This window comes from Shewanella sp. 10N.286.48.B5 (assembly GCF_002874355.2).
Classification (GTDB): Bacteria; Pseudomonadota; Gammaproteobacteria; order Enterobacterales; family Shewanellaceae; genus Shewanella.
In genome coordinates, this window is sequence record NZ_MCVG02000003.1 from 1 (window position 1) to 23,633 (window position 23,633).

Here is a 23,633-nt window from a genome sequence, read left to right on the forward strand (position 1 = left end):
AAGTGGCGGTTATTGATGGCCAAACTCAGGTGGATGTCACCGCTCAGGTGATTGATGCGGCCGGTAATGCTTCGGGCATTGCCACTGATAATCAAGGCGTGGATAACACGGATGCGCCGACCCCTGCCGTTGAATTTGCAGGCATGGGCAGCGATGGCATTTACAGCAGTGATGAAATTGGTGCTGATGGCACTGTCACCGCAACTGTCACGTTAAACCCAGGCACCGCAATCGGTGACACGCTGATCATCACTGATGGCAACGGCAATGAACTGTTTAATGGTTTAGTCACCCAAGCGATGCTTGATAATGGTCAAGCCATTGAAGTGGCGGTTATTGATGGCCAAACTCAGGTGGATGTCACCGCTCAGGTGATTGATGCGGCCGGTAATGCTTCGGGCATTGCCACTGATAATCAAGGCGTGGATAACACGGATGCGCCGACCCCTGCCGTTGAATTTGCAGGCATGGGCAGCGATGGCATTTACAGCAGTGATGAAATTGGTGCTGATGGCACTGTCACCGCAACTGTCACGTTAAACCCAGGCACCGCAATCGGTGACACGCTGATCATCACTGATGGCAACGGCAATGAACTGTTTAATGGTTTAGTTACCCAAGCGATGCTTGATAATGGTCAAGCCATTGAAGTGGCGGTCGTTGATGGCCAAACTCAGGTGGATGTCACCGCTCAGGTGATTGATGCGGCCGGTAATGCTTCGGGCATTGCCACTGATAATCAAGGCGTGGATAACACGGATGCGCCGACCCCTGCCGTTGAATTTGCAGGCATGGGCAGCGATGGCATTTACAGCAGTGATGAAATTGGTGCTGATGGCACTGTCACCGCAACTGTCACGTTAAACCCAGGCACTGAAGTCGGTGACACGCTGATCATCACCGATGGCAACGGCAATGAACTGTTTAATGGTTTAGTCACCCAAGACATGCTCACCAATGGTCAAGCCATTGAAGTGGCGGTCGTTGATGGCCAAACTCAGGTGGATGTCACCGCTCAGGTGATTGATGCCGCCGGTAATGCTTCGGGCATTGCCACTGATAATCAAGGCGTGGATAACACGGATGCGCCGACCCCTGCCGTTGAATTTGCAGGCATGGGCAGCGATGGCATTTACAGCAGTGATGAAATTGGTGCTGATGGCACTGTCACCGCAACTGTCACGTTAAACCCAGGCACTGAAGTCGGTGACACGCTGATCATCACCGATGGCAACGGCAATGAACTGTTTAATGGTTTAGTCACCCAAGCGATGCTTGATAATGGTCAAGCCATTGAAGTGGCGGTTATTGATGGCCAAACTCAGGTGGATGTCACCGCTCAGGTGATTGATGCCGCCGGTAATGCTTCGGGCATTGCCACTGATAATCAAGGCGTGGATAACACGGATGCGCCGACCCCTGCCGTTGAATTTGCAGGCATGGGCAGCGATGGCATTTACAGCAGTGATGAAATTGGTGCTGATGGCACTGTCACCGCAACTGTCACGTTAAACCCAGGCACTGAAGTCGGTGACACGCTGATCATCACCGATGGCAACGGCAATGAACTGTTTAATGGTTTAGTCACCCAAGACATGCTCACCAATGGTCAAGCCATTGAAGTGGCGGTTATTGATGGCCAAACTCAGGTGGATGTCACCGCTCAGGTGATTGATGCGGCCGGTAATGCTTCGGGCATTGCCACTGATAATCAAGGCGTGGATAACACGGATGCGCCGACCCCTGCCGTTGAATTTGCAGGCATGGGCAGCGATGGCATTTACAGCAGTGATGAAATTGGTGCTGATGGCACTGTCACCGCAACTGTCACGTTAAACCCAGGCACTGAAGTCGGTGACACGCTGATCATCACCGATGGCAACGGCAATGAACTGTTTAATGGTTTAGTCACCCAAGCGATGCTCACCAATGGTCAAGCCATTGAAGTGGCGGTTATTGATGGCCAAACTCAGGTGGATGTCACCGCTCAGGTGATTGATGCGGCCGGTAATGCTTCGGGCATTGCCACCGATAATCAAGGCGTGGATAACACGGATGCGCCGACCCCTGCCGTTGAATTTGAAGGCATGGGCAGCGATGGCATTTACAGCAGTGATGAAATTGGTGCTGATGGCACTGTCACCGCAACTGTCACGTTAAACCCAGGCACTGAAGTCGGTGACACGCTGATCATCACCGATGGCAACGGCAATGAACTGTTTAATGGTTTAGTCACCCAAGCGATGCTTGATAATGGTCAAGCCATTGAAGTGGCGGTTATTGATGGCCAAACCCAAGTGGATGTCACCGCTCAGGTGATTGATGCGGCCGGTAATGCTTCGGGCATTGCCACCGATAATCAAGGCGTGGATAACACGGATGCGCCGACCCCTGCCGTTGAATTTGCAGGCATGGGCAGCGATGGCATTTACAGCAGTGATGAAATTGGTGCTGATGGCACTGTCACCGCCACCGTGACCTTAGCTGCTGGCACCGCAATCGGTGACACGCTGATCATCACCGATGGCAACGGCAATGAACTGTTTAATGGTTTAGTCACCCAAGACATGCTCACCAATGGTCAAGCCATTGAAGTGGCGGTCGTTGATGGCCAAACCCAGGTGGACGTCACCGCACAGGTGATTGATGCGGCCGGTAATGCTTCGGGCATTGCCACCGATAATCAAGGCGTGGATAACACCGATGCGCCGACCCCTGCCGTTGAATTTGCAGGCATGGGCAGCGATGGCATTTACAGCAGTGATGAAATTGGTGCTGATGGCACTGTCACCGCAACTGTCACGTTAAACCCAGGCACTGAAGTCGGTGACACGCTGATCATCACCGATGGCAACGGCAATGAACTGTTTAATGGTTTAGTCACCCAAGCGATGCTTGATAATGGTCAAGCCATTGAAGTGGCGGTCGTTGATGGCCAAACTCAGGTGGATGTCACCGCTCAGGTGATTGATGCGGCCGGTAATGCTTCGGGCATTGCCACTGATAATCAAGGCGTGGATAACACGGATGCGCCGACCCCTGCCGTTGAATTTGAAGGCATGGGCAGCGATGGCATTTACAGCAGTGATGAAATTGGTGCTGATGGCACTGTCACTGCCACTGTCACGTTAAACCCAGGCACCGCAATCGGTGACACGCTGATCATCACTGATGGCAACGGCAATGAACTGTTTAATGGTTTAGTCACCCAAGCGATGCTCACCAATGGTCAAGCCATTGAAGTGGCGGTTATTGATGGCCAAACTCAGGTGGATGTCACCGCTCAGGTGATTGATGCGGCCGGTAATGCTTCGGGCATTGCCACTGATAATCAAGGCGTGGATAACACGGATGCGCCGACCCCTGCCGTTGAATTTGCAGGCATGGGCAGCGATGGCATTTACAGCAGTGATGAAATTGGTGCTGATGGCACTGTCACCGCAACTGTCACGTTAAACCCAGGCACCGCAATCGGTGACACGCTGATCATCACTGATGGCAACGGCAATGAACTGTTTAATGGTTTAGTTACCCAAGCGATGCTTGATAATGGTCAAGCCATTGAAGTGGCGGTCGTTGATGGCCAAACTCAGGTGGATGTCACCGCTCAGGTGATTGATGCCGCCGGTAATGCTTCGGGCATTGCCACTGATAATCAAGGCGTGGATAACACGGATGCGCCGACCCCTGCCGTTGAATTTGAAGGCATGGGCAGCGATGGCATTTACAGCAGTGATGAAATTGGTGCTGATGGCACTGTCACTGCCACTGTCACGTTAAACCCAGGCACCGCAATCGGTGACACGCTGATCATCACTGATGGCAACGGCAATGAACTGTTTAATGGTTTAGTTACCCAAGCGATGCTTGATAATGGTCAAGCCATTGAAGTGGCGGTTATTGATGGCCAAACTCAGGTGGATGTCACCGCTCAGGTGATTGATGCGGCCGGTAATGCTTCGGGCATTGCCACTGATAATCAAGGCGTGGATAACACGGATGCGCCGACCCCTGCCGTTGAATTTGCAGGCATGGGCAGCGATGGCATTTACAGCAGTGATGAAATTGGTGCTGATGGCACTGTCACCGCAACTGTCACGTTAAACCCAGGCACCGCAATCGGTGACACGCTGATCATCACTGATGGCAACGGCAATGAACTGTTTAATGGTTTAGTTACCCAAGCGATGCTTGATAATGGTCAAGCCATTGAAGTGGCGGTCGTTGATGGCCAAACTCAGGTGGATGTCACCGCTCAGGTGATTGATGCCGCCGGTAATGCTTCGGGCATTGCCACTGATAATCAAGGCGTGGATAACACGGATGCGCCGACCCCTGCCGTTGAATTTGAAGGCATGGGCAGCGATGGCATTTACAGCAGTGATGAAATTGGTGCTGATGGCACTGTCACTGCCACTGTCACGTTAAACCCAGGCACCGCAATCGGTGACACGCTGATCATCACTGATGGCAACGGCAATGAACTGTTTAATGGTTTAGTCACCCAAGCGATGCTTGATAATGGTCAAGCCATTGAAGTGGCGGTCGTTGATGGCCAAACGCAGGTGGATGTCACCGCTCAGGTGATTGATGCCGCCGGTAATGCTTCGGGCATTGCCACTGATAATCAAGGCGTGGATAACACGGATGCGCCGACCCCTGCCGTTGAATTTGCAGGCATGGGCAGCGATGGCATTTACAGCAGTGATGAAATTGGTGCTGATGGCACTGTCACCGCAACTGTCACGTTAAACCCAGGCACTGAAGTCGGTGACACGCTGATCATCACCGATGGCAACGGCAATGAACTGTTTAATGGTTTAGTCACCCAAGCGATGCTCACCAATGGTCAAGCCATTGAAGTGGCGGTTATTGATGGCCAAACTCAGGTGGATGTCACCGCTCAGGTGATTGATGCCGCCGGTAATGCTTCGGGCATTGCCACTGATAATCAAGGCGTGGATAACACGGATGCGCCGACCCCTGCCGTTGAATTTGCAGGCATGGGCAGCGATGGCATTTACAGCAGTGATGAAATTGGTGCTGATGGCACTGTCACCGCAACTGTCACGTTAAACCCAGGCACTGAAGTCGGTGACACGCTGATCATCACCGATGGCAACGGCAATGAACTGTTTAATGGTTTAGTCACCCAAGCGATGCTCACCAATGGTCAAGCCATTGAAGTGGCGGTTATTGATGGCCAAACTCAGGTGGATGTCACCGCTCAGGTGATTGATGCGGCCGGTAATGCTTCGGGCATTGCCACCGATAATCAAGGCGTGGATAACACGGATGCGCCGACCCCTGCCGTTGAATTTGAAGGCATGGGCAGCGATGGCATTTACAGCAGTGATGAAATTGGTGCTGATGGCACTGTCACCGCCACTGTCACGTTAAACCCAGGCAGTGAAGGCGGTGACACGCTGATCATCACTGATGGCAACGGCAATGAACTGTTTAATGGTTTAGTCACCCAAGCGATGCTTGATAATGGTCAAGCCATTGAAGTGGCGGTCGTTGATGGCCAAACCCAAGTGGATGTCACCGCTCAGGTCATTGATGCCGCCGGTAATGCTTCGGGCATTGCCACTGATAATCAAGGCGTGGATAACACGGATGCGCCGACCCCTGCCGTTGAATTTGCAGGCATGGGCAGCGATGGCATTTACAGCAGTGATGAAATTGGTGCTGATGGCACTGTCACTGCCACTGTCACGTTAAACCCAGGCACCGCAATCGGTGACACGCTGATCATCACTGATGGCAACGGCAATGAACTGTTTAATGGTTTAGTCACCCAAGCGATGCTTGATAATGGTCAAGCCATTGAAGTGGCGGTTATTGATGGCCAAACTCAGGTGGATGTCACCGCTCAGGTGATTGATGCCGCCGGTAATGCTTCGGGCATTGCCACTGATAATCAAGGCGTGGATAACACGGATGCGCCGACCCCTGCCGTTGAATTTGCAGGCATGGGCAGCGATGGCATTTACAGCAGTGATGAAATTGGTGCTGATGGCACTGTCACCGCAACTGTCACGTTAAACCCAGGCACTGAAGTCGGTGACACGCTGATCATCACCGATGGCAACGGCAATGAACTGTTTAATGGTTTAGTCACCCAAGACATGCTCACCAATGGTCAAGCCATTGAAGTGGCGGTTATTGATGGCCAAACTCAGGTGGATGTCACCGCTCAGGTGATTGATGCCGCCGGTAATGCTTCGGGCATTGCCACTGATAATCAAGGCGTGGATAACACGGATGCGCCGACCCCTGCCGTTGAATTTGAAGGCATGGGCAGCGATGGCATTTACAGCAGCGATGAAATTGGTGCTGATGGCACTGTCACCGCAACTGTCACGTTAAACCCAGGCACTGAAGTCGGTGACACGCTGATCATCACCGATGGCAACGGCAATGAACTGTTTAATGGTTTAGTCACCCAAGACATGCTCACCAATGGTCAAGCCATTGAAGTGGCGGTTATTGATGGCCAAACCCAGGTGGATGTCACCGCTCAGGTCATTGATGCCGCCGGTAATGCTTCGGGCATTGCCACCGATAATCAAGGCGTGGATAACACGGATGCGCCGACCCCTGCCGTTGAATTTGAAGGCATGGGCAGCGATGGCATTTACAGCAGCGATGAAATTGGTGCTGATGGCACTGTCACCGCAACTGTCACGTTAAACCCAGGCACTGAAGTCGGTGACACGCTGATCATCACCGATGGCAACGGCAATGAACTGTTTAATGGTTTAGTCACCCAAGACATGCTCACCAATGGTCAAGCCATTGAAGTGGCGGTTATTGATGGCCAAACTCAGGTGGATGTCACCGCTCAGGTGATTGATGCCGCCGGTAATGCTTCGGGCATTGCCACTGATAATCAAGGCGTGGATAACACGGATGCGCCGACCCCTGCCGTTGAATTTGCAGGCATGGGCAGCGATGGCATTTACAGCAGTGATGAAATTGGTGCTGATGGCACTGTCACCGCAACTGTCACGTTAAACCCAGGCACTGAAGTCGGTGACACGCTGATCATCACCGATGGCAACGGCAATGAACTGTTTAATGGTTTAGTCACCCAAGCGATGCTTGATAATGGTCAAGCCATTGAAGTGGCGGTTATTGATGGCCAAACTCAGGTGGATGTCACCGCTCAGGTGATTGATGCGGCCGGTAATGCTTCGGGCATTGCCACTGATAATCAAGGCGTGGATAACACGGATGCGCCGACCCCTGCCGTTGAATTTGCAGGCATGGGCAGCGATGGCATTTACAGCAGTGATGAAATTGGTGCTGATGGCACTGTCACCGCAACTGTCACGTTAAACCCAGGCACTGAAGTCGGTGACACGCTGATCATCACCGATGGCAACGGCAATGAACTGTTTAATGGTTTAGTCACCCAAGCGATGCTTGATAATGGTCAAGCCATTGAAGTGGCGGTCGTTGATGGCCAAACTCAGGTGGATGTCACCGCTCAGGTGATTGATGCCGCCGGTAATGCTTCGGGCATTGCCACTGATAATCAAGGCGTGGATAACACGGATGCGCCGACCCCTGCCGTTGAATTTGAAGGCATGGGCAGCGATGGCATTTACAGCAGTGATGAAATTGGTGCTGATGGCACTGTTACCGCCACCGTGACCTTAGCTGCTGGCACCGAAATCGGTGACACGCTGATCATCACCGATGGCAACGGCAATGAACTGTTTAATGGTTTAGTCACCCAAGCGATGCTTGATAATGGTCAAGCCATTGAAGTGGCGGTCGTTGATGGCCAAACTCAAGTGGATGTCACCGCTCAGGTGATTGATGCCGCCGGTAATGCTTCGGGCATTGCCACTGATAATCAAGGCGTGGATAACACGGATGCGCCGACCCCTGCCGTTGAATTTGAAGGCATGGGCAGCGATGGCATTTACAGCAGTGATGAAATTGGTGCTGATGGCACTGTCACTGCCACTGTCACGTTAAACCCAGGCACCGCAATCGGTGACACGCTGATCATCACCGATGGCAACGGCAATGAACTGTTTAATGGTTTAGTCACCCAAGCGATGCTTGATAATGGTCAAGCCATTGAAGTGGCGGTTATTGATGGCCAAACTCAGGTGGATGTCACCGCTCAGGTGATTGATGCCGCCGGTAATGCTTCGGGCATTGCCACTGATAATCAAGGCGTGGATAACACGGATGCGCCGACCCCTGCCGTTGAATTTGCAGGCATGGGCAGCGATGGCATTTACAGCAGTGATGAAATTGGTGCTGATGGCACTGTCACCGCCACCGTCACGTTAAACCCAGGCACCGCAATCGGTGACACGCTGATCATCACTGATGGCAACGGCAATGAACTGTTTAATGGTTTAGTTACCCAAGCGATGCTTGATAATGGTCAAGCCATTGAAGTGGCGGTCGTTGATGGCCAAACGCAGGTGGATGTCACCGCTCAGGTGATTGATGCCGCCGGTAATGCTTCGGGCATTGCCACTGATAATCAAGGCGTGGATAACACGGGTGCGCCGACCCCTGCCGTTGAATTTGAAGGCATGGGCAGCGATGGCATTTACAGCAGTGATGAAATTGGTGCTGATGGCACTGTCACTGCCACTGTCACGTTAAACCCAGGCACCGCAATCGGTGACACGCTGATCATCACTGATGGCAACGGCAATGAACTGTTTAATGGTTTAGTTACCCAAGCGATGCTTGATAATGGTCAAGCCATTGAAGTGGCGGTCGTTGATGGCCAAACTCAGGTGGATGTCACCGCTCAGGTGATTGATGCCGCCGGTAATGCTTCGGGCATTGCCACTGATAATCAAGGCGTGGATAACACGGATGCGCCGACCCCTGCCGTTGAATTTGCAGGCATGGGCAGCGATGGCATTTACAGCAGTGAGGAAATTGGTGCTGATGGCACTGTCACCGCAACTGTCACGTTAAACCCAGGCACTGAAGGCGGTGACACGCTGATCATCACCGATGGCAACGGCAATGAACTGTTTAATGGTCTAGTGACCCAAGCGATGCTTGATAATGGTCAAGCCATTGAAGTGGCGGTTATTGATGGCCAAACCCAAGTGGATGTCACCGCTCAGGTGATTGATGCGGCCGGTAATGCTTCGGGCATTGCCACCGATAATCAAGGCGTGGATAACACGGATGCGCCGACCCCTGCCGTTGAATTTGCAGGCATGGGCAGCGATGGCATTTACAGCAGTGATGAAATTGGTGCTGATGGCACTGTCACCGCCACCGTGACCTTAGCTGCTGGCACCGCAATCGGTGACACGCTGATCATCACCGATGGCAACGGCAATGAACTGTTTAATGGTTTAGTCACCCAAGACATGCTCACCAATGGTCAAGCCATTGAAGTGGCGGTCGTTGATGGCCAAACCCAGGTGGACGTCACCGCACAGGTGATTGATGCGGCCGGTAATGCTTCGGGCATTGCCACCGATAATCAAGGCGTGGATAACACCGATGCGCCGACCCCTGCCGTTGAATTTGCAGGCATGGGCAGCGATGGCATTTACAGCAGTGATGAAATTGGTGCTGATGGCACTGTCACCGCAACTGTCACGTTAAACCCAGGCACTGAAGTCGGTGACACGCTGATCATCACCGATGGCAACGGCAATGAACTGTTTAATGGTTTAGTCACCCAAGCGATGCTTGATAATGGTCAAGCCATTGAAGTGGCGGTCGTTGATGGCCAAACTCAGGTGGATGTCACCGCTCAGGTGATTGATGCCGCCGGTAATGCTTCGGGCATTGCCACTGATAATCAAGGCGTGGATAACACGGATGCGCCGACCCCTGCCGTTGAATTTGCAGGCATGGGCAGCGATGGCATTTACAGCAGTGATGAAATTGGTGCTGATGGCACTGTCACCGCAACTGTCACGTTAAACCCAGGCACTGAAGTCGGTGACACGCTGATCATCACCGATGGCAACGGCAATGAACTGTTTAATGGTTTAGTCACCCAAGACATGCTCACCAATGGTCAAGCCATTGAAGTGGCGGTTATTGATGGCCAAACTCAGGTGGATGTCACCGCTCAGGTGATTGATGCCGCCGGTAATGCTTCGGGCATTGCCACCGATAATCAAGGCGTTGATAATGTAGCTCCAAGTAGACCTAGCATTATTATTACCGATGACGGGACTCCTGGTGATACATGGCTTAATCATAATGAAATAAACGCAAATGGATCAGGCATTCAAATTCAAGCAAATGTTGATGATGCTGATTTAGTTGCTGGCGGGTATGTCAGTATCACAACCTTGGTTAACGGATCTTCAATTACGTTCGAGCTTCAGCTTGAAAGTGGTCAATTAGTTAACCTTGACAGCACACCTCCTGGAATCGATTTTACATATAATAATGGCGTAATAACGTGGAGTGAAGATGTACCTGCTGAAGGTCAAACTATCACCGTTAGTATTTCTCAAACTGATGCAGCAGGTAATGAATCAACACTTGATTCTGATACTGCGACCATAAACACTGTCGACGCTGTCGATGATGCTGTTGGAAGTACTTTCTCAACCACTGCAGACTCATCCAACGGTTGGGTAAGTCCTACAAATGCTGATGGCGAAGCAGACTTTGTGATTAGCGCCAGAAATGCTGACGGCAGCACCGGAACACTGACTTATAATGATGGCACTAATCAATTAGGTGTGGATGGGTCTCCAAGATCCACAGACCAAATTACAAGTCAGATTGAGTATGATTCTGCATCAGGAACATCAGAAGCGATTGTCATTGATTTCAATGGCCTAGTTAATGAAGCAACCTTTAGTGTTTCTAGAATGTTTGCTGATGAAAATAGCGGTGAGCAAGGTACTTGGTACGCTTATTACAATGGTCAATTGGTCGCAACCGAAACCTTTTCAACAACTAGTGGCACAACCGGCACATTTACAATTAATACTGGCAACCTTGTATTTGACCAGCTGGTATTTGAAGCTGCACCAACTATTAGTGAAGTAAATGGAGGGCCAGATCTCACTGACTCCTCAGACTACTACTTAGACTCTGTCACTGTCACAGGACCTGCACTGGTTGATGCTTATGTTGTTCAAGAGGATCAGATATTAACCATTAGTGATATCACAGAAGGTTTATTTGCTAATGATACTGATGCCCAAGGTCATAGCTTCAGTATTAGTCATGTCAATGGTTCGAGCTACACATATGGACAAGCAATCACGTTAACCAGTGGTGCTATCGTCACTATCAATGCTGATGGTACTTACAGCTATGATGTCAACGGTGCTTTTGATTCGTTAACTGCGGGAGAATTGGATACCGATACTTTCACATACACGATTACCGATCAATATGGTGCCGTAGATACTGCAACCGTTACCATTAATATCGTGGGGATTAATAATAACCCTGTATCAGGTAGCGATTCATTCTCAACGTCAGAAAGTGAGTTACTCACATTTACAACCAATGATTTAGTGAACAATGATACCGATGCTGAAAATGAGACTTTAACCATCAGTGGTTTTGCGCCTTATGCATCTGATACAAGTAAGATTGACGCGACCGAAGCGGGCGCCTCATTCACAACCACATTAGGTGGAACGATTACCATCAATGCTGATGGCACCTACAGTTATCAAGCGCCGAGCTTAGTGCACAATGCAGGCGATGTGATAGTGGATACTTTCTACTATCAGGTCACTGATGGCACAGGAAATTCAAGCTGGACAGCTATCACTATCGATGTGGTAGATACTGCGCCAACCGCTTTAGATGACTTAGATAGTATTGGTTTTGGTGGCACAGCCTATGGCAATGTCATCACTGGTGCTGGTACTGATGGCAGTGGAATAGATCAACTTGGTGCTGATGCTGCCTCAATTATAAGTTTCAATTTCCAAGGCACGACCTACTCCAATTTTGATCCTGATGGCAATATTACTATCGTAACCGACAAGGGTATTTTGATTGCCAATCAGGGCGGAAGTTATACCTATGAATCGACTCAAACAGATACTATTGCAGAAAGTTTTGATTACAACGACCTACTCAATAGTAACGGTATTTCATTAAGTGGCATCAATAATGTTAACAATCTAGATTTAACCAATTTAGGCGCTCCTGGTAATAATATTGGAAACAATGGAAGCCGTGTTGGTGTTGGAGGCAATGTAATCAATGGCAACGAAGCCATGATTATTGATTTAGGCACCAACGACAGCTTTACTCAGGCGACTATTGGATTAAATGGTGGTACTTTCGAGGCCACTTGGACTGCTTATGCTGCCGATGGAACTACCATTGTCGCCACCGGAAGTACCACCAATAATAGTATCAACATTATTAGCAATACCGCATTCCAATACATTGTCTTAACATCTGCGAGTGGCAATTATGGCTTAAACAGCTTAACTGCGACATCTGTCGGTGACGGCATCCTCGTCTCTGAAGAATTCAGTTACATTCTCGAAGATATTGACGGAGATACTTCTGAAGCGACATTAACGGTAAACCAAGACTCTACTCCAATTGCAACAGCTGACAGTCAAACCGTTTCTGAAGCAGGGCTGGTTCAAGGTACAGAGGAAGGCAGTAATTCTCATATTGCTACGGGTAATTTATTCGACAATGACTCTGGCGTTAGTGCTTCGACTATCATTGCCAGCATTGAAGGCCAGAGCCCATCCGATGGCATCATTACAATCAATACCACTAATGGCACATTAACTGTCTATACCGAAGATGCAGTGGGTATACGTGCAGGTGATTATCAATATGAACTTAATAATACCAACAACACAGGCACTGATTTACTCGAAAACTTTAATTATATTATCGAAAATAGCAGTGGTGTTACCAGTGACGCTAATCTTGAAATAACCATTGTTGATGATATTCCTATTGCTAATGATATAACCCAAAATCTACAAACAAGTGCAGAACCTACCACTACTAACTTAACCTTTGTACTCGATGTTTCTGGCAGTATGGGCAATTCGGCGGGCAATGGTAAAAGCTATCTTGAAACTGCAGTTGAGTCACTCACCGCACTGATTAAAGAAGTTGATCAAACAGGTAATGTTAATTTACAAATCATTACTTATTCAAGCGGGACCGCAAACTCTGGTTGGTTACTGGATGATATTGATGGCGCGATTAATTACTTAAACAGCTTAGTCGCAAATGGCGGTACTAACTACGCAGCAGCCATTAATACTGTTATGGATAGTGGAGATTTACCCACTGGCGCCGATCAAAACTTTGTTTACTTTATCTCTGACGGTGTACCATCATCTGGGCAAGAAGTAGATACGGACCAACAAACTGAATGGCAAACTTACGTTCAAGATAATTATGATATTTCTTTCGGAATCGGTATTGGCAATGCCAGCTTAGATGAGCTGCTGCCTATTGCTTACCCTGAAATAAATGGTAATGAAGAATATGCCATTGTCGTAGACGACGCAGACGACCTTACTACTACCATTCTTAACTATTTCGATAACAGTACGATTGTTGGAGACTTAGGCATCATAACGGGAGATAGCACCACTGGCGTATTAATCGGCGCCGATGGCGGCCGTGTTGATAGCATCACCTTAGGGGGTGCCACCTACAATTATGACCCTGCTAATCCTGAGCAAGTACTCACCACAAGTTTTGGTGGCACATTTACCATAGATTTTGAAACAGGCGTATATAACTACTTCATTGATGTTGATGAAAATATTCTCAATCAACAAGAAAACATAGACATTGAAATTCTGGATAATGACGGAGATAGCAATTCACTCTCTTTGGTTATTGAACTTGATTACTATGCCGGACTTGATGCAAACGTAAATAATATCATTACTAATCAGGCTGATGGTTCAACACTCAATATTGATACAGCCTATCTAACTCATGGAGACGCAACGCCAAGTTCTGCGGCTATAACCTCCGTTGACGGTGGCGCGAGCTTATCCAATGGCGTCGTTACTGTAAATGCTGCCAATGATGGCGATAACTTTAATTACACCCTTGAAGGCAATGGTGCATCTGACAGTGCTGAAGTTACCGTTGATTATCAAAATTCAACCACACTTACAGGCACCCATGAAAACGATATCATCATTGCAAATTCAACCAATAGCGGCGGTACGCAAGCCATTGTTAATGCCACTGTAAGAGCGGGTGACACTTATAATGCGACTAACCAATTCGGATTCCAAGTCGCTGCACTTGCCGCAGGTTTATCAATTACTCAGATTCAAATTGATTTAAGAGCAGGCACAGATACAAATGCAGAATTTGATATCAGTGACACGACAATAGCTGTTGGTAGTGACTCGGTTGGTATTACTGATTCAGCTAATGATATTTTTGCTGCCATGACTAATGATAATTCGGTATTAACCATGAACTTTAGTAATGGAGACTTCACTGAAGGAGATTCATTCTGGTTTGCATTCGATACTGATAGCCTTGGTTCTGATAATGGTAGTGATCTAGCAGCGCAAGCCGCCACATTCACAATTACCCTCAGTGATGGTTCAACTCAAACAGCAACCTATATTAGCGATGGACAAAGTGGTTCAACTGGTCAGATATATGTCTCTGATAGTGTCTTAGATGGCGGCGCTGGCGACGATGTACTAATCGGTGGCAGTGGTAACGACTTGCTCATTGGCGGTGAAGGCGATGACCTGTTAATCGGTGGTTTAGGTGATGATTTACTCATTGGCGGCGAAGGTGATGATACTTACACCTGGTCAGCTAATGATATTGGCACCGACACCATTAGTGGTTTTGACATCAACGCTGACAAATTAGATTTGAGTGACTTATTGCAAGGGGAAGATACTGACACCCTAACAGACTTCTTAAGCATCTCTTTTGCTGATGGTAATACCACGATCACCATAGATGCCGATGACAACAATAGTGTTGATCAAGTCATTGTACTCGATGGGGTAGATTTATCTGATAATAGCAATTATGGCACCACTGATGAGGGTGTTGTTATTAGTGGTCTGTTAGCAGATGGGGCGTTAATTATTGACTCTGCTGCAGATGAAAGTGCTGCCGTAGCTAGTAATCAAGCTACAGGCATATTCCAGATACAAAGTGATGAAAATATTATTCCATAAATACAACACTTTGTTGGCGTCACGTTGTATCATAACGGCGCTAACAAGGTAGTTACTTTTATAACAATAATTCTAAAGGATAAGCATTAGGTGCCAGCAACTGCATCAAACAATCAAGAACAGTGGACTATTTCAGCGTCCCAACGGACCACTGTTGATCCATTACTTGATTGCTTAGTCTTAATGACTGAACATTTTGGTTCGCCATGCTCAAGTGACTCACTTGCGGCAGGCTTACCATTAACTGGCGCTAACATCACTCCAGATTTACTACCGCAAGCTGCCTCGCGTGGTGGTTTGTCAGCTAAATTAACCCGTAAAGATCTTAATCAAATATCAGCTATTTTACTGCCTTGTATTTTACTGCTTAAAGATAAAAAAGCCTGCATATTACATAGCCTTGATATCGATGCTGACAAAGCAACCATTCAATTACCCGAAACCGGTGGAGAAGAAGTTCTCACCATTGAAGAACTAGAAACCCTTTATGTGGGTTATCTATTTTTAGTTAAACAAGAGTTTCGTGGCGATAACAGCTTTGATGTTCACATTCACGATAATAGTACTCACTGGTTACTACAAAGCATTAAAGACTCAGCACCCATCTATCGAGATGCCCTGATTGCATCTGTGCTAGTTAACTTATTCGCATTGGTATCACCATTATTCATCATGAATGTATACGATAAAGTGGTACCGAATTTAGCCTTTGAGTCATTATGGGTACTCGCCATTGGCGCAGGGATTGCCTATTTATTTGATCTTATTTTACGTCAGTTACGCAGCTACTTAATTGATGTTGCAGGTAAAAAAGTCGATATCATTGTTTCTTCAAAATTATTTGCCAAAGCAATTGGGATTCCACTATCAAAACGCTCCCCTAGCGTGGGCGGCATGGCAAGGCAATTAAGTGAATTTGACAGTATTCGAGAAATTTTAACCTCTGCAACCATCACCACCTTAGTGGACCTTCCGTTCGCCATACTGTTTGTCACCATTATTTATATTGTTGCCGGCGACCTAGCGGTTATCCCAGTTCTTGGGGGGGTTATCATTATCGGCTTTACGTTCTACATCCAACCAAAACTTAAGGCCGCAATTGAAGAAAGTAACCGCTTTTCAAGCCTCAAGCACGGCCATTTGATTGAAAGCTTAACGGCATTAGAGTCCATTAAAGCTAATGGCGCAGAAGGCCTAGTACAAAAAAGTTGGCAGCAGATGATAGGCCACACCGCTAACTGGCAGCTTAAATCTAAAAAACTCACTAATGCCGTCAGTAATGTGGCTAACTTTATTGTGCAGCTTACCGTCGTCTGCGTGGTGATCCTTGGGGTGTATCGGGTGGCTGATAATGCTATCTCAATGGGCGGCATTATCGCAGCGGTGATGCTTTCAAGCCGCGCAATCTCACCGATGGCGCAACTTGCAGGGCTAATTACTCGAGGCAACCAAACAGCAAGCTCGCTACGCCAACTTGACGAGGTAATGAACCAAGAAGAAGAGTTTGAAAACAAAGGCCATTTGGTTAGCAAACAGCGCTTACAAGGTAAAATTGATGCTGACAACATCGCTTTCAGCTTTCCTGAAGCCGAAAGACCTGTGCTACATCCGCTTTCCGTCCACATAAAACCCGGTGAGCGTATTGCTATTATCGGCCGTAATGGCTCAGGCAAAAGTACCTTAGCAAAACTGTTAGTTGGCTTGTATAAACCCACTCAAGGCAGCCTGCGTTACGATGGCTTAGATGCGGGTCAAATTCACCCCAGTGATTTACGTAAAAATTTCGGCTATTTGCCCCAAGATGTGACCCTTTTTCATGGTTCTATTAAAGATAATATTCTTTTTGGCACCCGTCAGGTGACAGAGCATCAACTTATTCGTGCAGTGCAGCTTTCTGGGGTCAGTATGTTTACTAACCTTGAGTCTGAAGGTTTAGATCAGCAAGTAGGTGAAGGCGGCTTGTCATTAAGCCGAGGGCAACGTCAAACCGTTGCATTAGCAAGAGCAACCTTAAATGATCCGCCCATCTTATTAATGGATGAACCAACAGCCAGTTTAGATGCTCGCGCTGAAAAACAGTTTATTCGCTCAATGGAGCATGTCAGTAAAGACCGCACTTTATTACTGATCACCCATAAGATGCACTTATTACGTTTAGTTGATCGCATTATCGTACTTGATAAGGGCCATATTGTTGCCGATGGCCCCAAAGATCGCGTGCTTGAAAAACTCAATAATGGCTTACTTGCAGGAGGGCGCAGTTAATGACTAACAAGCTCTCTAACCATGATTTAGACATGGTCGATGATGTTTATGGTGCCATGATGACCGAGTCACCACGTGGTCATCACCTAATCATTTGGTCAATTGCGGCCATGTTTATCTGCTTCTTTATTTGGGCCTATTTTTCTGAATTAGATCAGGTAACTTCAGGAATGGGCAAAGTTATCCCCTCTTCCCAAGTGCAACTCATTGATAGTTTGGATGGTGGCGTACTACAAGAAATCTATGTCCAAGAAGGCATGATAGTCACCAAAGGTCAGCCATTAGTCAAAATTGATGACATTCGCTTCCGCTCAGATTTCGCTCAACAAGAACAAGAGGTTTATAGCTTACAAACTAATGTGATCCGCCTGCGAACCGAGCTAGATAGTATTGTTATTTCTGACATGTCTTCAAACTGGCGCGAGCAAGTTAAAATCACGAAGCAGCCATTAGTTTTTCCTGATGAGATTATCAATGATGAGCCTAACTTAGTTAAAAACCAACAAGCTGAATACAGCGGCCGTTTAGATAATCTCAGCAATCAGTTAGAAATTTTGGTGCGCCAAATTCAGCAGCGCCAACAAGAAACTGAAGAGTTAAGCTCTAAAATTATCACCCTAACCAAAAGCTATCAGCTGATTTCACGGGAATTAGAACTCACTAAACCCCTAGCACAAAAAGGTATCGTTCCAGAAGTTGAGCTATTAAAACTTGAACGTACTGTTAATGACATTCAAGGCGAGCTTAAAACCTTACGTCTACTGCGGCCTAAATTAAAAGCCACTATGGATGAAGCTATCCTTAAACGCCGTGAGGCGGTATTTGTTTACGCTGCTGATTTACGCGCCCAATTAAATGAAATGCAAACTAAGCTATCTAGGATGAACCAAGCGCAAATAGGCGCGTTCGATAAGATCAGCAAAGCCATTATTACCTCACCCGTTAACGGCACCATTAAAACCTTACACATGAATACCTTAGGGGGTGTGGTACAACCAGGTGAAGAGATTATTGAAATTGTGCCATCAGAAGATCAGCTACTGATTGAGACTAAGATAACCCCACAAGATATTGCATTTTTACACCCAGGATTACCCGCAATCGTCAAAGTGACCGCTTATGACTTTACCCGCTACGGCGGCCTCAAAGGCACCGTAGAGCACATTAGTGCCGATACCAGTTTAGATGAAGAAGGCAACAGCTTTTATACCATCCGAGTACGAACCAAAGAATCAAATTTGATAAAAAAAGATGGCACACAGATGCCAATTATTCCGGGAATGCTTACCTCAGTAGACGTAATAACCGGACAAAGAACAATCCTTGAGTATATTTTAAACCCTATTTTAAGGGCTAAAGAAACTGCACTTCGAGAGAATTAAACAAAAAACCTGGAGGGTTTTTTACATGAAATTGAATATAACCCAGTGTCGTAAGTTGAGTATTTTGGCATTGGCAATGTCTGCATTTTTTGCAGTACCTACTCTAAACGCGCAATCGTTAGAACAAGCTGTCGCCCATACTTTGGATACTAATCCAGAGTTGCGTATTGCCTTTAATCGCTTTAAAGCCCGTGAGGAGCAAGTTAATCAAGCTGTGGCAGGTTATATGCCAACAGTTGATTTAACCGGCGCCTATGGTTGGGAGCAAACGGACAGCCCCTCAACCCGACGTAAAAGCCAGCCTGGTAACGATAATTTAGATGATGGCGTTATGGAGCTCGAACGTGGTGAAGCAGGTTTTAGCATCAAACAGATGTTATTTGACGGCTTCTATACCAGCAGTGAAGTTGATCGCTACTCATTTGAAGCCAGTGCTGAACAGTGGGCATTATTTGCCGCTGCTGAAGATATCGCTTTAGAAGTAAGTAAGGTTTACACCAATTACATTAAAGCTGAGCAGCTATTAGTGTTATCGGAAAAAAACCTCCGAAGTCATGAAGAAATATACGACCAAATTAAGCAGCGCACCGAATCAGGCTTAGGCTCCATTGCTGATTTATCGCAAATATCAGGTCGATTAGCTCGTGCTAACGCTAATGTTATGGCAGCTAAAAATAACCTATTAGATGCGAAAGCACAGTATATTCGTATTGTCGAAAAAGAACCTGATAACTTAGTTGCACCAGTGCCAGATATGGATTTGATGCCTGATAATATCGCTGAAAGCGTGCTGATGGCCCAAGAAAATCATCCGATCCTTAAATCTGCCAATAGCGATATTAACGCCGCAGATAAAGAACGAAAATCAGCGCAGTCAAATTACTATCCAAAGTTCTCATTAGAATTAAATGGTAATTGGAATAATGATGTAGATGGTGAAGATGGTTACGGCACTGGCAGTGCTCTCAACCCTAATGTCGGCGGCCATAATAACGATTTAGTCGGCATGGTACGAGTTAAATACAACCTTTTCTCAGGTGGTAAAGATCTCGCACGGGAAAAGGAAGCTGCTTACAAAATCAATGAGGCCAAAGAAATTCGTCAACGGGCACATCGCCAAGTTATTGAAGGGGTGCATTTATCTTGGAATGCTTATGAGATGCTAGCACCGCAAAAACGCTATATTCGCGACCATGTGATTGCCTCTAAAGATACCCAAGTAGCTTATTCTCAACAGTTTAATTTAGGCCAACGTAGCTTGCTGGATTTACTCGATACTGAAAATGAGCTGTTTCAAGCCCGTAAAGATTACCTGCAAACTGAGTTTGACGAAACGGCGGCAAAATATCGGCTGCTAAATGCAACGGGTAGATTGCTTGACTCGTTGCGGGTCACACGTCCAGATATTTGGCAAGGTGAACGTGATTATGAAGGTGGAGTAAGATGATGAAATATTTGTTTTTGCTACTTGTAATAAGCTTAGCGACTGGCTGTTCGATGCGAGACATTGTCACTATGGATACGGCCACGCAACAAGAGTTTGATCTTAATGATAATGATAATGACGGTGTGATTATGGCCCGTGAGCGCTGCTTAGAAACGGTCATTGGTGCTGATATCGACAATTATGGCTGCGCCACCGTAAGCAAAATTAATGAGCGCCAGGAGTTACACATTCTGTTTGAAAATGACTCAGCAGACATTAACCCACGCTTTTATCAGCAAATTGAACAAATTGCGCAATTAATGAAGCTGTACCCTAGCACCAATGTCACCATTGAAGGCCATTGCAGTAAAACCGGTAGCTATGAGCATAATCTACACTTATCTCAAGCCAGAGCACAAAACGTTACCCAAATATTAGCTGACACTTTTGCTATTAATCCGTCAAGGCTCAATGCCATTGGCTATAGCTACGATAGACCTATTGATGAATCTGACTCAGCCGAGGCTAATGAGGCTAACCGCCGGGTTATTGCTGAAGTGACTGGCGATGATTCAAAAACAGATATGAAGTGGCACATTTATACTGTTGATCAGTAAAAATTGTCATTGAGGTGCTAACAGTTGCCTGATAATGGCCGTTCGAGGTTAGAACGTATAAAACAATGTTGTCATTATTCACTGCTAGCATCTGCTTTGATGGTATCGGGGCTTTTTGCCGCGCCACCAGCGCAAATTGATGCAAAAAAAACCATTAATGCTTTAACTGAGCATTACGGTGAAAGAGCTGGAAAACGCGCCACAGCTTGGTTCAAAATCATCAATGAAGCACCGCAACTTGATGAGCTTGCCAGGCTAGAAAAGGTTAACCGTTTCTTTAACTTATTTAAGTTTGTTGACGATAAAGCCTTATGGGGCGAGTCTAATTATTGGGCTTCTCCGATGGAGTTTATTGGGGTCAATGCTGGTGATTGCGAAGATTTTTCTATCGCTAAATACTTTACCTTACTCCAAGTTGGTATACCTGAAGATAAACTCAGAATTACCATGGTAAAAGCCAAAACAGTAAACCAGTACCACATGGTACTAGCTTACTATGAAACACCAGGCGCGGTACCACTGGTTTTAGACAATCTAGACCCGATAATAAAACCCGCGTCAATGAGAAATGATTTAATACCTGTTTATAGTTTTAATGGTAAACAGTTATGGCTCAACAAAGAAAAAGGCCGAGGTGTGCTTGCTGGCTCCTCGTCACGTCTTGAAAAATGGAATGATTTAAAACTTAGATTGGGTATCGACCGCTTGCGTCAACCCAAACAAAAAATGGAGCAGTGACCAAGATGACCCTCTTTCGTCAAATCTATGCGTTACTTTTTGGTTTATTTTTACTGGTGGTGATCAGCTTAGGTTACGTGCAGTTTACTGAGACCCAAAGTTTCTTGAGTAAGCAGATGGAATCAGATTTAAATAATGCCAGTCATTCCCTTGGTATTATGCTCGTCCCTGCCCTTGAAAATGGTGATGATGTTGGCGCAGAAACCCTAGTCAATGTGATATTTGAAGGCGGTTATTACCAGCAAATTAAACTCACTTGGCTGGTTGATGGTAAGCAACAAGTGTGGAATAACGCCATCAGAATCGACGGTGTACCGCAGTGGTTTATTGACCTTGAGCTATTTAAAAGCATCACCAAAGAGACTGTCTTAACCTCAGGCTGGCTGCAATTAGCTAAAATAGAAATTACCGCTCACCCTGGGTTTGGCTACCATGAACTGTGGCGGATTATTTCTAATACCATTATCATTTTTTCCATTCTATTTTTATTGGCTATCGTCTGCGCTCGCTTTGGCTTAGGCTTTATTTTAAAACCGTTACACGACCTTTCAATTCATGCAAAAAAAGTGGCTAATCAGCAGTTTGGACCTGATATGCCAATGCCTAAAACTAAAGAGCTGCAAGAGTTAGTAAGTGCATTTAATAGCATGTCGGCACAACTTAAACAGGTATTTAACTCACTGGATGAAGAAGTCTCAGCCCTACGTAAGAAAAACCTCGTCGACCAGGTTTCAGGGCTGCCAAATCGACAATATATGGTCAGTCGAATTAATGGCTGGTTAGCAGAGCCTAGCAGTGGAGCAATATTCTTAGCCAAATTTGACTGGTTAGAAACAGTGCACAGTAAATATGGTTATCAAGTACGTGATGAAACCATTAAATTGCTGTCACAAAAGCTGCAGCACCATTTAGATGAGGTAGCACCTTCTGTTATTGGCCGTATTGCCGCCTATGAATTTGCTTTTTTGATCGCCGATGTTGAACATGAACAGCTAACTAAATACTTACAAACCTTACTCAGAACCCTTAATAAGGAAATATCAAAAGCAGGTTGTAAGCCCAACGAAGGCTTTGCGATTGGTGTTGCAGAGCGCATTGGTCAAATGACCGTCAGTGATATTTTAGCCCAAGCTGACAATGCACTGCAGCAGTCACTAAAAGACAATAAAGTGTTTCATTGGTTTGAAACCGACGAACAACAATTATTTAGCCGTGAGCAATGGCGCACTAATCTCACCGATGCGATTCGAAATAAAAAATTCCAGTTCAGATGGCAGCCTATTTTGCTCAATCGCAAAAAAGAGGTATGCCAGCGGGAAGTTTACTGCCAACTTACCGTCGACGACAAATTGCAACACGCAGGTCAATTTATGCCTTATGTTGAGTTATTGTCATTAGGCACCTTGCTGGATCAATGTTTAATTGAAACTGTGGTAGAAAACCGACTTTTAGAGCGAAATTATGAGCCACTCGCTATTAACCTCACCTTTCAAAGTATTAGTGATATTCATTTTCACACTTGGTTGCAGCAGTTTTTACGTCATTGCAATTTCCCTGAAAGGATCTGTTTTGATATACCTGAAGCCAGTGTTTATAGTGATTTAGAAAACTGTGAAAAGTTATGCCATATTATTCGTGATAACGGGGCAACATTTGGTATTGATCATTTCGGCCGTCAATTTGGTTCAATGGCCTATTTACAAAGCCTGCGCCCAAGTTATGTCAAACTGGATCAATCCTTTGCCTATATGGAAGATGACCAACACAATATTGAGCTATGTAGAGCCTTATCGAATGTGGCCAAAGGCTTAGATATTCAAGTCATAGTCACCGGAATACAGCAGCAAACACAGTTAGAACGTTTTGCCTCCATGCGACTTGATGCTTACCAAGGCTTTATTTCACCACCGGTTTCCATCAACATTTAATTTATCCACCAATAAGGTAATTCATACCCAAAAAACCACATGCAAATGTGGTTTTTTATTATCTGTAACCTGCATTAATGTATAACAAACCCAGCGATACTAACTAAACGTACCAACCA

General features: G+C 46.4%; 7 protein-coding genes. All 7 read left to right on the plus strand.

What is annotated here, in order from left to right; translation table 11 throughout:
• Positions 1-29 precede the first annotated feature (29 nt).
• The 7 genes from BCU57_RS16960 to BCU57_RS16990 all read left to right on the plus strand — a co-directional run bounded on the left by BCU57_RS16960 (position 30) and on the right by BCU57_RS16990 (position 23,514).
• Positions 30-15,158 (plus strand): type I secretion C-terminal target domain-containing protein, encoded by a 15,129-nt coding sequence (locus BCU57_RS16960; RefSeq protein WP_413211464.1) that lies wholly within the window; start codon positions 30-32, stop codon positions 15,156-15,158.
• Between the two features lie 90 nt (positions 15,159-15,248).
• Positions 15,249-17,423 (plus strand): type I secretion system permease/ATPase, encoded by a 2,175-nt coding sequence (locus BCU57_RS16965; protein WP_102439727.1) that lies wholly within the window; start codon positions 15,249-15,251, stop codon positions 17,421-17,423.
• Positions 17,423-18,805: an HlyD family type I secretion periplasmic adaptor subunit gene (locus BCU57_RS16970; protein WP_102439728.1), complete on the plus strand. Its 1,383-nt coding sequence runs from the start codon at positions 17,423-17,425 to the stop codon at positions 18,803-18,805. The genes BCU57_RS16965 and BCU57_RS16970 overlap by 1 nt, the downstream gene beginning before the upstream one ends.
• 25 nt (positions 18,806-18,830) lie before the next feature.
• Positions 18,831-20,252, plus strand: coding sequence for a TolC family outer membrane protein (locus BCU57_RS16975; RefSeq protein ID WP_102439729.1), 1,422 nt, complete (start codon positions 18,831-18,833; stop codon positions 20,250-20,252).
• Positions 20,252-20,848, plus strand: a complete 597-nt coding sequence (locus BCU57_RS16980; RefSeq protein WP_102439735.1) for an OmpA family protein — start codon at positions 20,252-20,254, stop codon at positions 20,846-20,848. The genes BCU57_RS16975 and BCU57_RS16980 overlap by 1 nt, the downstream gene beginning before the upstream one ends.
• A 99-nt stretch (positions 20,849-20,947) precedes the next feature.
• Positions 20,948-21,586: a transglutaminase-like cysteine peptidase gene (locus tag BCU57_RS16985; protein ID WP_102439730.1), complete on the plus strand. Its 639-nt coding sequence runs from the start codon at positions 20,948-20,950 to the stop codon at positions 21,584-21,586.
• A 5-nt stretch (positions 21,587-21,591) separates the two neighbouring features.
• Positions 21,592-23,514: an EAL domain-containing protein gene (locus BCU57_RS16990; protein WP_102439731.1), complete on the plus strand. Its 1,923-nt coding sequence runs from the start codon at positions 21,592-21,594 to the stop codon at positions 23,512-23,514.
• Positions 23,515-23,633 lie beyond the last annotated feature (119 nt).

What these genes read in the sequence shown, in the direction of transcription:
- BCU57_RS16970 (WP_102439728.1), top strand. Translation starts at nt 17,423, where the DNA reads ATGACTAACAAGCTCTCTAACCATGATTTAGACATGGTCGATGATGTT.
- BCU57_RS16990 (WP_102439731.1), top strand. Translation starts at nt 21,592, where the DNA reads ATGACCCTCTTTCGTCAAATCTATGCGTTACTTTTTGGTTTATTTTTA.
- BCU57_RS16975 (WP_102439729.1), top strand. Translation starts at nt 18,831, where the DNA reads ATGAAATTGAATATAACCCAGTGTCGTAAGTTGAGTATTTTGGCATTG.
- BCU57_RS16980 (WP_102439735.1), top strand. Translation starts at nt 20,252, where the DNA reads ATGAAATATTTGTTTTTGCTACTTGTAATAAGCTTAGCGACTGGCTGT.
- BCU57_RS16985 (WP_102439730.1), top strand. Translation starts at nt 20,948, where the DNA reads ATGGTATCGGGGCTTTTTGCCGCGCCACCAGCGCAAATTGATGCAAAA.